The following is a 12527-nucleotide window of genomic DNA, read 5'->3' as shown; positions in this document are numbered from 1 at the left end:
GCATCGGCGGGGTCGGGGATGACGGCGGCGGAGCGGTAGGCGGCGGTCAGGAGGAGTTCGTCGTCGATGCGGTACCCGGCCCGGTTCGTCGCGTTGGCCATGGAGATGTCGATGACCTGGCGCGCGAGGGGGCGCCGCTCGTCCCCGTAGGTGTCCAGCAGGGCCTCGTCGGCGTACCCGGCGATGACGGCGGCGAGTTTCCAGGCGAGGTTGTCGGCGTCGCCGATGCCGGTGTTCATGCCGTGCCCGCCGGTCGGCGGGATGACATGGGCGGCGTCGCCCGCCAGCAGGACGCGTGAGCGGCGGTAGGCGTCGGCGAGCCGGGCGTCCATGCGCCAGGTCATCGTGTCGCGGATGGTCACGTCCAGGTCGGGGATGCCCGCGGCCGTACGGACGAGCCCGGCCAGGAGCCGGTGGTCCGTCGGGTCCGCCGCCGCGTCCGCGCCGAGGGGGTACTGGTAGATCCAGTGGCGGTCGTTGTCGACGGCCATGAACCCGCCCCGCCCCGGGACGGTGAGGAAGTACGAGGCGCTGGCGCGGTCGGCCACCACCCGGCCCAGGGGTGCCTCGAAGCGGATGCTCAGGTACCGCCCCAGACCGGTCGGCCCCTCCATCGCGATGCCGGCCCCGGCCCGCACGGTGCTCGCGGCACCGTCGCAGCCGACGAGCCAGTCCGCCCGCAGATGGTCCCGGCGGCCGGTGGCCCGTTCCTCGACGACGGCCCGCACGCCGGAGCCGTCATCGGTGAAGGAGACCAGCCGGGTGCCGAACCGGACCCGGGAGCCGGCCAGTTCCTCGGCGCGCCGCAGCAACAGGGGCTCCAGGACGTCCTGGGAGCAGATGAGGCCCGGCGACGGCGTGTGCTCGGGGCCCTCGTCGGGTTCCCGGGCGAGGCCGGTGCGGACGTGATCGGGGTCGACCAGGTCACGGCCCCGGTAGAAGTGGACCTGCTCGGGCGGCAGCCCCGCGGCGCGGACCGCTTCCTCCAGTCCGATGCGCCGGAAGATCTCCATGGACCGGGCCGAGACGCCCCGGGCCTTCGGATGGCGCGAGGTGGCGGGATGGGCCTCGATCAGCACGTGGTCCACGCCGTGGCCCGACAGCAGACAGGACAGGGCCAGGCCGACGGGCCCGCCCCCGACGACCACCACGGACGTATGCGATTCGGTCATGGAGGGCCTCTTTCTGCCTGCACGGACGACCGCGTAACGACTAAGTTCGTTTTAGACGTTACCATGGTGGGGTGATGCCGCCCCACCGAAGCGGGAGAAGCCCATGGACCAGCGGTTCGCCGACGACAACCCACGCGGCCTGTACTTCCTGGCCGATCTGGTCAACGCGGTGCAGGACGGGAGCGGGGCCACGCCGGCCGGGCTCGAAGCCGTGGTGGAAGCGCACGGCGGCCCGCCCCTGCGGCTGACCGGGACCACCGCGGAAGAGATGCGGGAGGCCGTCGCGGTCGTCGCCGGCATCCTGGACACGAAGGACGAGGACAGCGCCGCCGAGGCGATCAACGCCCTGCTCGACCAGTACCCCGCCCGGCCCCGGCTGGCCCGCCTGCCGGAGCGCCGCTGGTCGCTCCACACCCAGGCACCCCGGGACGCGCAGCCGGCCCCGTGGCTGCTGTCCACCGCCGCGCTCGCCCTGGCGCTCTGGCTCAGCGAGCGCGGCTACTGCGCGTGGGGCCGCTGCGCCGCGCCCGGATGCGACCGCTACTTCATCGACACGGGACGCCGCGCGCCGCAGCGCTACTGTTCGACCCGCTGCGGAACCCGGGTCCGGGTCGCCGCCCACCGCAACCGGGACCGGTGAGCTTTCCGGCGTCGCCGCTCCTGGGCGGTGAGGACGGCTGCGGCGATCGACGGCCGCCGGTCCTTCCCGGCGGACGCCGGCGCGGGCAGGGATCGTCCGGTCGGGGGGAGTTCAGGCGAAGGCGTCCTCGACGGCGGCTCGTCGCACCGTGCGCAGCGTCGACCGGAGGCTGTCCAGGTCGGTCGAGCCCAGGGCGAGGCGGATCGCCTGCGGTGTGCGGGCCGAGGTGGTGAACGGCTCGGCCGTGGCCACCGAGATGTGCCGACGGGCGAGGGTGGCGGTCAGACGGTCGGCGCGCGCGTCGTCGGGCAGCGGCAGCCAGGTGAAGTAGGACGAGGGGTGTCCGATGAGCGGGAGCCCCGCCAGCTCCTGTCCGGCGATTGCCTGGCGTGCCTCGGCGTCGTCCCGTTTCCGCGCCTCCAGGCGGTCCACCGTGCCGTCGTCGAGCCAGCGGCAGGCGATCGCGGTGGTGAGGGCCGGGGTGTTCCAGGTGGTCGCCCGGATCGCGCGTTCGAGCGACGGCACCATCGACGGCGGGGCGACGACGAAGCCGACCCGCAGGCCGGTGGCGACGCTCTTGGACAGTCCCGAGACGTGGACGGTGATGTCCGGCGCGGTCGCGGCCAGAGGCGGTGGCGGGTTCTCGACCAGGTAGGCGTAGGAGGCGTCTTCGATGAGGAGCGGGCCGTACCGGCGGGCGATCTCGATCAGGCGGATCCGGTCGGCCGCCGGCATGACCCAGCCCAGGGGGTTGTGCAAGGTGGGCATGGTGTAGATCGCGCGCACGGGGCGGGTCGCGCACAGCCTTTCGAGGGCGTCGAGATCCGGCCCGTCCGCGGTCGTGGGGATGGGCTCCGGATCGAGCCGGAGGGCGTGCGCGAGCACTTTGAAACCCGGGTAGGTGAGCGCGTCGACCGCGACGACGTCGCCGGCGTCGAGCGCGGCCATGACGGTGACGGCCAGGCCGTGCTGCGCACCGTTGGTGATGAGGATCCGGTCCGCGTCGGCGGTGATTCCCCGGCGCACCAGGTGCCGCGCGACCGAGGCCCGGTCCTGGGGGCGCCCCCGATGGGGCTGGTAGCGCAGCAGCGATTCGAGATCTCCGGAGGTGGCCACCTCGCGCAGGGCCCGCCGGAGGAGATCGGCCTGTCCGGGCAGCGACGGGCAGTTGAAGTTGAGGTCGACCGCGTCGGTGGCGACGGCCTGCTGGTCGATGCCGTGGCCGGCGGGAACCGCGATGTCGCGCACGAACGTGCCGCGGCCCTGTTCCCGGCTCACCAGGCCCATCGCCTCCAGCTCGGCGTACACCCGGGTCGCGGTCACCACGGCGATGCCCTCACGGGCGGCGAGCGCGCGGTGCGTCGGCAGCCGTACGCCCGCGGCGAGCCGCCCGGTCCGGATGTCGGCGGCGAACGCGTCGACCAGTGCTTTGTACCGCGGGGCTGCCATGCGCCGGATTGTATCCATGACAATTCTTTGACTGTCCTGTTCGTGGCTTCCTACCGTCGGGGCCCACCCACCCGGAAGGACAGCCGCCGTGCACATCGCCATCCTCACCTTCGAGGGCTACAACGAACTCGACTCCCTGATCGCGCTCGGTGTGCTCAACCGCGTCAGGACCGACGACTGGCGCGTCACCATCGCCACCCCCAGCCCCAGGGTGACGTCGATGAACGGGGTGGTCATCGAGCAGATGTCCACTCTTGAGGAGGCGTGCGCCGCCGACGCCGTGATCGTCGGCAGTGGCATCGCCACCCGCGAGGTCGTCGAGGACCCGGCGATCATGAACGTCCTGCGGGGCCTGGACCCCTCGCGCCAACTCATCGCGGCGCAGTGCTCCGGCGCGCTCGTGTCGGCCCGGCTCGGCCTGCTCGACGGCGTCCCCGCCTGCACCGACCTGATCACCAAGCCCTGGGTCGTCGCCGCCGGCGTCGAGGTGCTCGACCAGCCCTTCCACGCCAGGGGCAACGTCGCCACCGCCGGTGGCTGCCTGGCCTCGCACTACCTCGCCGGCTGGATCATCGCCCGCCTCGTGGGCAAGGAGGCAGCCGACGGCGCACTGCGCTATGTCGCCCCGGTCGGCGAGAAGGAGGAGTACGTGGAACGCGCCTGGCGCAACATCACTCCCTACCTGCCCGCACCGGCGCTCGCCCCCGCATCCCACCCGCACCGGTCATGACCGGGACCGCGGCGGCGGTGTCAGTGCGCTGAAGTATCCTTCCGGCCGCTGAACATCGACTGGGAGGATCGAGAGAATTGACCGGCCTGTCCGCTTTCCCGCTGCCCTTTCTTGCTTCCTACGGAATATCGTTCAAGAAACCCCGAACGCTGCGGGAAATCGAGATGATGCAGTGCAGCGCCCACATCCGGGCGAAGTCGGGGTGGTTCGACAAGATGAACGACTCCGAAATCGTTGCCAGGTGGACGAAAGAAGCGACCGACCAGGGTCTGACCGAAGCCCAGATTCGTTATGTGCTCGCCGAACTGGCGCATTACGCCGGGCTGCGGGACGAACGGACCGGTATCGAGGTGTCCGCCGTCGACGGGGTGTGGCAGTCGGACACACTGATCGACGAAGAGCTCAGGGCCCGGCTGCGCGAGGCGGTCCGGGTCCTGGAGCAGGTTCCCGAAGAGGAGAAGGACTGGCATCCGGGATCCGACGGCCAGGTGCTGGATCTGGTCCATCCCTCGCTGTTCTGCCTCGTGCGGCAGGCGAGCGGAGCGCCCGAGCAGGTCTGGGAGACCACGGAGGCCAGCAGGACGCAGTACGAGTTCTCGAAAAACTTCCAGTGGTTGCCCACGGATGTCGAGATCGGTGAGGACGGCGACGTCGCCTTCCGTTCGTACGTCAACAACGTCCACCCCGTGGATCACGCGGAACTCGCCTCCGTCCTGCCGGACCTGTTCGCGCGCATGCGCCCGCTGCTGGAGAACGTGCTCACCGATCTGCACAATCCGCGTCCCCTGCGGATCGACGTCAATCCCTACACGTGGTACGACGAGGCCCCCGGCAAGCCGGTCGAGCCCGTCGACGACGATGACGACGAGGCCTACGCCGCCTGGGAGAAGGCCGAGGACAACTGGTGGTACGACCGCCGCCCGGTCGTCCCGGACGCCCCGGAATTCGTCCCGCCCGCGCTGCCCGACGACTCCGCCCGCGTCGACCTGCGCGGCCGTCGCCTCCAGGTCATCGTCAAGCTCGCCACCATTCACCTCACCCCGGAGAAGCCCGAGTACTCCGGCGGTTCCTGGCATGTCGAGGGGATGCTGAACGAACGGATCGTCTCGACCGGAATCTACTACTGGGACAGCGAGAACATCACCGAGAGCCAACTGAGTTTCCGGGCGGCGCTCGACGACCCGGACTACGAGCAGAGCGACGACACCGGTATGAGCGAGGTCTACGGCCTGTCGAACGAGGACCCGCTGAACCAGCTGCTGGGATCGGCGTCGACCCCGGCGGGCCGCTGCCTGGCGTTCCCGAACGTCCTGCAGCACCGCGTCGGCTCGTTCCGCCTCACGGACCCCACCGCGCCGGGATACCGCAAGATCCTCGCGTTCTTCCTGGTCGACCCGTCGGAAAGGATCGTCTCGACCTCCGACGTGCCGCCGCAGCAGCCGTGGGCGGACACCTCGACCATGACGCTGGAACAGGCCATGGAGTACCGCGAACAGCTCATGCAGGAACGCAAGTTCTTCGTCGACGAGCACAACTACGAGCTCTACGAGCGACCGTTCTCCCTGTGTGAGCACTGAACCTCCGCCATCACTCCCCTGCCGCCGACTCCGCCGAAAACCGCCATCGGGGCCGTACGCGGAATTCTTGGGCCGGGTGCGGCACGGGCTCGTGGGGGCCGCCTTCTTCCGGATCACCTGACTGGCCGGAAGAGGACGGCGGCGAGGCGGAGTACTGCGACGAGGACCGCGGAGAAGTCTCGGTGTTCTTACGGGGGGCAGCCCCCGGCGCCGCCCTGAGGACAGCCCATCGGCACGTCGGGGGAAGGCCGGATGGGCCGGTCCGCTCTCCGCTGGTGGGATGGTCGCCAACTGTCGGCTGCGGGGGCGACGGGCCATGGGCTGAAGGTCCCCGAACGCGCAGGCGACCTGAACAGGGAAGGCGATCACCATGCGTGTATCGGGAAGGCGTCGGCGCTGCCTGCTCGCCCTGAGCGGCCTGGCCGCGGTCGTCCTCGCCGCGTCGACCGGTCCGACGGCGGCGGCGGTGCCGCGGTCGGCCGATCCGCTCCGACAACAGGTGGAGGCGATCCACCGCACCGGGGCCATCGGTGTGTCCGCCGAGGTGACGTCACCGGACACGCGCGACAGCGCGCACGCCGGGACGGCCATGAAGGGCTCCGGAAGGCCGATGCCTCAGAACGGAAGGTTCCGGATCGGCAGCGCCACCAAGACCTTCACCGCCACGGTCGTGCTGCAACTCGTCGGCGAGGGGCGGATGTCCCTGGAGGACACCGTCGAGCACTGGCTGCCGGGAGTGGTCCGGGGCAACGGCAACGACGGCGGCCGGATCACCGTGCGGCAGCTGCTGCGGCACACCAGCGGCATCCCCGATGTCGGGCCGGAGGTACCCGCGTTGAACACCGCGGCCGGCTACCGGGCCGAGCGGTTCCGCACCCACACCCCCGAGGAGTTGGTGCGACTGGCGATGCGGCACCCTCCCGTCTTTCCCCCGGGCACCGGCTGGTCGTACTCCAACACCAACTACACCCTCGCCGCGATGATCATCCACGAGGTCACCGGCCGGAGTTGGGCGCGGGAGGTCACCGACCGGATCATCCGCCCGCTGGGCCTGGAGGACACCGGTGCACCCGGCCCCTTCCCGTTCGTCCCGGGCCCGCACGCCCGGGGCTACGCCGCGTTCGGCACCGGTACCGACATCGACGTCACGACGCTCGATCCGAGCATGGCCGTCGGCTCCGGCTCGATCATCAGCACCACGCACGACCTGAGCCGGTTCCACGCCGCACTGCTCGGCGGCCGCCTGCTGGATTCGGCACAACTCGACGAGATGACGGCCACCGGGCCCGCGCCCGGGCTGGGTGCGAGGTACGGACTCGGTCTGGGCGAGATCCCGCTGTCCTGCGGCGGCAGCTACTTCGGCCACCCGGGCGAACTGCTCGGCTATCACACCTGGGGTGGCGTCACCCGGGACGGGACCCGGACCGCCGTGGTGTACACCACCGGTGACGGCGGCAAGGACACCCGGCAGGCCATGAGCGCGCTCGTGGACCGGGAGCTGTGCCGGACCCGCTCCTGACTGCCGGCCGGCAGCGGGGGTGGCGCCGGACACGGGAAACGCGCCCGCCCCGCGCCGTTCGGCGCGGGGCGGGCGGCGCGGGGCGGGCGGCGCGGAGGCCGTCCCCGACGGGATGTCCGGCGGGGTCAGCCCCAGGCGCCGAGGGTGAACTCGGCGATCACCACCGAGAGCAGGAACGAGGCGGTGATCGCGACCAGTCCGACCGGGATGATCTTCCAGCCGATGTGGCGCAGCAGCGGCAGGTCCTTGCCCAGTGACAGTCCCGCGAGGGTCAGCATGATCGTGGCGATGGACAGGAAGTCCACCGAGCCGACCAGGTCGTTGAGGCCGTCGGAGGCGAAGAACCACGGGCTGGACACGTATGCGCCCACCGTGGTGATCCACACGATCGCGGAGATCTTCCGGCTGACCTCGGCGAGGAGCAGGCCGAGCAGCACCAGGCCCAGCAGTACGGCGTAGCCGCCGACGATGTCCCAGCCGATCGTGCCGGCCGCGACGGAGGCGGTGCCGAGACCGAGCACCGTCAGGACGCCGAGCGAGAGCGGGAGCGGGATCCTGATCTCGCCCGAGGCGGCGGCGACCTCCTCCCGGAAGGCGCGGTTCGCGGCGGCGGCGTCGTCCTTCTGGACGGCCGGGGCCGCAGAGGTTGCCGGGGTGGCCGAGGTGGCAGGGACGACCGGGGCGTCGGGAGCGTCCGGAGTGCCGGGAACGTCCGGAGTACTGGGGACAGCCGGGGTGTCGGGTGTCGTCGTCGTCCCCGGTGTGCGGGTGTTCTGGCGGCGGGTGAGGAAGCGGTAGAACCGGTCCGCCAGCGGCAGTGCCACGTAGATGCCCACGTAGACCCCGAGGATGGTGGTGATGAGGTTCGACACCGCCGCCATGCCGAGGATGGCCTCCTCGTGCGCCGGGTAGGCGGCCACGATGCTGGCCGAGGAGGCGGCCATCATCGACCCCGAGCCGACGCCGGCGCCCATGGCGAGGGCCAGCGGGTCGAAGATGTTCCAGTTCGACACCAGCGAGGTCAGGAGCGTGATGAACACCGCTCCGAACATCGTGCCGAACACGTACATGGCCAGGACGCCGCGGTACTGGTCGGAGTCCGGCCCGTACTTCTCCGAGACCATCGCGAAGGACGGCTCGCGGTCCAGCGAGAAGGTGGCCCCGACCGTGGCCTTGCCCAGGCGCAGCAGGACGGCGAGCGGCAGGGCCACCGCCACCGTGCCCAGGAGGTGGCCGATCTCCTGGAGCAGCAGCGCGGGCCCGGCCTTGACGAGCGTCGGCAGGCTGGGGCCGATGTTGAAGGCGAGCCGGGCGACGAGGAGCATCACGGCCACGCCGACGAGCGCGGACGCCACTTTCTGGAGGCGGATGCCGAGGGGACGGACCTTCTGGACCGACACCAGCAGGCCCAATATCAGCCCCCACACCATGGGGAAGACGATGACGGAACCGACGCCCAGGTCGATGTCGAGTTCTCCGACGGCCTGCACGACCAGGGCGATGACCAGGGCGAGGGCGGCGATCGGCAGGGTCGGGCGCGCCCCGGCGACGCGGTCCTCGGCAACGGTGGTGGGGGTGCTCATGTCGTCACCGCCTCCTCGCCTCCGTCGCGGCGGTGGGCCGCGGCGACGAAACGCTGCCGGTGTTCGGTGTCGACCGCCGCGTCCACGACGGTCCGGGCGAGGGCACGGGCCGCCTCGAACATCGTGTCGTACGCCACGGGCGTGTCGGCGATGGCCGCGAAGGCGTGGGAGTGGATGGGGGCGTCGGCGCCCGGGATGCTCAGCCACGGGTGCAGGCTGGGGATGACCTGGCTGATGTTGCCCATGTCGGTCGAGCCGCCGGCGAGCCGGCCGCCGGAGGTGACGTCCCGCCCGGCGGAGGCCATGGCCGCCGTCCAGAAGCCCGCCAGCACTTCGTCCTGCACGAGCGGTTCGTAGAGCGGCTCGGTGGCCTCCACGGTCAGCTCGGTGCCGGTCGCCAGGGCCGCGCCCTCGAAGCACCGCCGGACGCGTTCCAGCAGCGTCCCGTACTCGGGCAGGGTGAACGCCCGGCACTCGAAGTCGACGGCGGCCCGCTCGGGGATGATGTTGGTGGCGGCACCGCCTTCGGAGACGAACAGCGCCACCCGCTGGTCGCCGGGCAGTTGCTGGCGCAGCAGGCCGACGGCCACCTGGGAGAGCGTGGCGGCGTCGGCGGCGTTCACGCCTTGGTGGGGTGCGGCCGCGGCGTGCGCCGCGCGTCCCCGGAACACGGCCCGGTACCGGCCGACCGCCTGCGAGGTGCTTCCGGCGGGGTTGCGGCCGATCCCGTCCTGCACCGGGTGGACCATCAGGGCCAGGCCCACCCCGTCGAACGCGCCGGCCTCCAGCAGCAGCGTCTTGCCGCCGCCGTGTTCCTCGGCCGGGGTGCCGATCGCCTTCAGTGTGATGCCGAGTTCGTCGGCGTACGGGGCCAGGGCCAGGGCGGCGGCCACCGAGGCGCCCGCGATGAGGTTGTGGCCGCAGGCGTGGCCGATCTCGGGCAGCGCGTCGTACTCGACGCAGAGCGCGACGGTCAGTTCGCCGCTGCCCGCGGTGGCGGTGAACGCGGTCGGCAGGCCGCCCGTGCCGTGCTCGACCGTGAACCCGCCCCCGGCGAGCAGTTCGGTGATCGCCGCGGCGGCCCCGGTTTCGTGGAAGGCGATCTCGGGTTGTGCGTGCAGGGTGCGTGCCAGTCCGAGCACGCGGTCCTGCCAGTCCGACACACCGCTGGAGGTGCCGGCCCCGAGCCGGCTGCGGACGTCGGCTCCGGTGTCGGCTCCGGTGTCGGCTCCGGTCTCGGCGCCGATTCCGGTCTCGGCTCCGGTGTCGGCGGGATTGTTCGTGGCCACGGTGTCTCCTAGTAGCTCAGTGAGGGGAACGGGGCGCCGGCGGCCCGGGTGGGCGTCCAGACGGCCTTGGTCTGCGTGTACTCGTCCAGCACTCCGGGGCCGGAGGAGCGACCGTGTCCGGAGTCCCCGAAGCCGCCGAAGGGCACCGCGACGTGGATGGTCTTGTAGGCGTTGATCCAGAAGGTGCCGGACTTCACGGCACGTGCCACGTGGTGGGCACGGGCGACGTCCTGGGTCCAGACCGCCCCGGCCAGGCCGAAGTCCGTGGCGTTGGCGCGGGCGACGGCCTCCGCCTCGGTGTCGAAGGCATCGGCGCCGACCACCGGCCCGAAGACCTCGGTGGTCTCCAGCGGGTTGGCGGGCGTGACTCCGTCCAGCAGGGTGGGCGCCACCCAGTGTCCGCCCGCCAGTGCCGAGCCGGTGAGCCGGTCGGGCAGCCGTGCGCCGGTCACCCGGCGGGCGCCGCCCGCGAGTCCGGCCTCGATCAGCGAGGTGACCGTGCCGAACTGGGGCCGGGTGATGATGGGGCCGACCTCGGTGGTGGGGTCGAGGGGATCGCCCAGCCGCAGCCGGGACGCCCGCTCGGCCACGCGCGCGATGAACTCCGCGTGCACGGAACGCTCCACGAGCAGCCTGGAGCCGGCCACGCACGACTGGCCCGCTCCGGAGAAGACGGCCGACACGGCGCCGTCGGCCGCCCGGTCCAGGTCGGCGTCGGCGAAGACGATGTTGGCGCTCTTGCCACCGAGTTCGAGGACGGTCGGGATGCCGGCGCCCGCCGCGGCGACCGCCACCCGGCGGCCGGTGGCGACCGAGCCTATGAAGGACACCTTGCCGACCCGGGGGTCGACGGTGAGGGCGGCGCCGACGGTGGCGCCGAGGCCGGTGGCGACGTTGAACACCCCGTCCGGCAGCCCCGCCCGGTGGGCCAGCTGGGCCAGTCGCAGGGTGGAGGCCGGGGTGAACTCGCTGGGCTTGACGACGACGGCGTTGCCGGCCGCGAGCGGTGCGGCCGAGTTCCAGCCGCCCGTGAACAGGGGCGCGTTCCACGGGGTGACGGCCACCACGACGCCCCAGGGGACCCGCTCGGTGTAGGTGTGCCAGTTGCCCGGGACGGGGATCGTGTGGCCCAGCAGTTTGTCCGCCCACCCCGCGTAGTAGCCGAACATCTCGGCGACCTTGGCGGCCTCGGCGCGGGTGTCGCGGACGGGCTTTCCGGTGGTGGCGGATTCCAGTAGGGCGAGTTCCTCGGTGTGCGCGCCGATCGTCCGGGAGACCTCGCGCAGGATCGCGGCCCGTTCGAACGGGTCGGTCGCGGCCCAGACCTCGGCCCCGCGGACGGCGGAGGCCAGCACGGCGTCGGCCCCCTCGGCCCCGGCGTCGGCGTAGTCGGCGAAGCCCTCCCCGGTCGCGGCGGCGGTGAGGTGCACCCTCTCGCCGCCGCCGGTGACGACCCGGCCGTCGACGAACGAGCCGAGGCCCTGCGGGAAGGCCGCGTCGAGAACGGCGCGGGCGGTGGCGGCGCCGGACGTGCCCGGGGCCGCCGGGAAGGCGGTGGTGGTGCTCATGCTGCGGTGGCTCCTTCGGAGGTGAGGGAGGGGGCTACGGTGCGGGCGATCTCGGTGAAATCGGCGTCGGGGCCGAGCGCGGCCAGGGCCTCCTGCCAGATGTGGCTGGCGGCGGCCAGCAGGTGCGGGGTCGCACCGCGCCGGCCGGCGGTCTCGACGGCGAGTGCGGCGTCCCGGGCCATGAGTCCCAGGGCGAAGCCGGAGTCGTAGCCGCCGGTGAGCACCCAGTCCGGGTACATGGCCGCGGACGCCTTGCTGGCGCCGGACGCGCCGCTGATGCCCGCCGCCGCGGCGGCGGGATCGACGCCGTACGCCTTCGCCGCGGCGAGGGCCTCGCCGACCGCGACCAGGTTGACCGCCGCGAGGACGTTGTTGAGGAGCTTGACCACGTTCCCGGAGCCGGGGGCGCCGAGGTGGCGGTACCGGCCGCCGGTGAGCGCGTCCAGGACGGGCCGGGCCGCGTCGAGCGCGTCGGGTTCGGCACCGACGAACGCGGTGAGCCGGCCGTCGGCCGCGCCGTCGCGGCCGCCCGAGACGGGGGCGTCCACGAAGGCCACGCCCCGGTCCGCCGCGAGGGCCGCGCACTCGGCGGACGTGCCCGGTTCCGACGTCGTGGTGTCGACGACGGCGAGCGTGCCCGGCCGCGCCAGCAGAACGGGCACGGTCGCCTCGACCACGCGGGCCGAGGGCAGCGACAGGAGCACGTAGGGCGTACCGGCCAGCAGGTCGAGGTCCTCGACGACTTCCACGCCCTGCTTCGCGGCGGCGGACCGGGCGGCGGGCGCCGGGTCGAACCCGCGTACCCGCCACCCCGCCCGCAGCAGGGCGGAGGCCATGGCACCGCCCATCGAGCCGAGGCCGACGACGGCGATGTGCTTGCTCATCAGTTCAGTGCTCCTGTCATGAGGGGATGTGCGCGTACGGACACGGGCGGGGCCGGGGAAGGGGCCCCGGCGGTCCGGGGAAGCGGTTCTCGGTGGTCCCGGCGGGCCCTGGGAAG

The 12527-nt window shown here is 72.3% G+C and carries 10 protein-coding genes; 4 read left to right on the top strand and 6 right to left on the bottom strand.

Annotation, left to right across the window (positions count from 1 at the left end; all coding sequences use genetic code 11):
* Positions 1-1172 (bottom strand): FAD-dependent monooxygenase (locus EAO76_RS26855; RefSeq protein WP_148838582.1); only part of this gene is annotated, 1172 nt, incomplete at its 3' end.
* Positions 1173-1275: 103 nt separating this feature from the next.
* Between EAO76_RS26855 and EAO76_RS26850 the strand changes: the two genes are divergently transcribed.
* Positions 1276-1812, top strand: a complete 537-nt coding sequence (locus EAO76_RS26850; RefSeq protein ID WP_148838520.1) for a CGNR zinc finger domain-containing protein — start codon at positions 1276-1278, stop codon at positions 1810-1812.
* A 111-nt stretch (positions 1813-1923) separates the two neighbouring features.
* Here the strand turns inward: EAO76_RS26850 and EAO76_RS26845 are convergent, their stop codons facing one another.
* A complete protein-coding gene (locus EAO76_RS26845) occupies positions 1924-3261 on the bottom strand; it encodes a PLP-dependent aminotransferase family protein (protein WP_148838519.1) in 1338 nt (445 codons plus the stop codon).
* A gap of 88 nt (positions 3262-3349) precedes the next feature.
* Here EAO76_RS26845 and EAO76_RS26840 point away from each other — a divergent pair, with 88 nt between their 5' ends.
* The 3 genes from EAO76_RS26840 to EAO76_RS26830 all read left to right on the top strand — a co-directional run bounded on the left by EAO76_RS26840 (position 3350) and on the right by EAO76_RS26830 (position 7087).
* The gene (locus tag EAO76_RS26840) at positions 3350-3991 is read left to right on the top strand and encodes a DJ-1/PfpI family protein (RefSeq protein ID WP_148838518.1); all 642 of its coding nucleotides are present in this window, start codon (positions 3350-3352) and stop codon (positions 3989-3991) included.
* 77 nt (positions 3992-4068) lie between these two features.
* Positions 4069-5568, top strand: a complete 1500-nt coding sequence (locus EAO76_RS26835) for a DUF4246 domain-containing protein (protein WP_148838517.1) — start codon at positions 4069-4071, stop codon at positions 5566-5568.
* Between the two features lie 370 nt (positions 5569-5938).
* Positions 5939-7087 (top strand): serine hydrolase domain-containing protein, encoded by a 1149-nt coding sequence (locus tag EAO76_RS26830; RefSeq protein WP_187438810.1) that lies wholly within the window; start codon positions 5939-5941, stop codon positions 7085-7087.
* A 125-nt stretch (positions 7088-7212) separates the two neighbouring features.
* Here EAO76_RS26830 and EAO76_RS26825 read toward each other — a convergent pair whose 3' ends face one another.
* The 4 genes from EAO76_RS26825 to EAO76_RS26810 all read right to left on the bottom strand — a co-directional run.
* A complete protein-coding gene (locus tag EAO76_RS26825; protein WP_148838516.1) occupies positions 7213-8670 on the bottom strand; it encodes a DUF3100 domain-containing protein in 1458 nt (485 codons plus the stop codon).
* Positions 8667-9959, bottom strand: coding sequence for an amidohydrolase (locus EAO76_RS26820; protein ID WP_222872210.1), 1293 nt, complete (start codon positions 9957-9959; stop codon positions 8667-8669). The genes EAO76_RS26825 and EAO76_RS26820 overlap by 4 nt, the downstream gene beginning before the upstream one ends.
* A gap of 8 nt (positions 9960-9967) precedes the next feature.
* Positions 9968-11527, bottom strand: a complete 1560-nt coding sequence (locus EAO76_RS26815) for an aldehyde dehydrogenase (protein WP_148838515.1) — start codon at positions 11525-11527, stop codon at positions 9968-9970.
* Positions 11524-12527: NAD(P)-dependent oxidoreductase (locus EAO76_RS26810; RefSeq protein WP_222872209.1), on the bottom strand; the 1004-nt coding region annotated here is incomplete at its 5' end. The genes EAO76_RS26815 and EAO76_RS26810, both read right to left, overlap by 4 nt.

It is taken from the genome of Streptomyces sp. sk2.1, assembly GCF_008120935.1.
In the GTDB taxonomy this organism is placed as follows: domain Bacteria; phylum Actinomycetota; class Actinomycetes; order Streptomycetales; family Streptomycetaceae; genus Streptomyces.
Note: the sequence above shows the minus strand (reverse complement) of the source record. Positions and strands in the feature narration are given on the sequence as shown.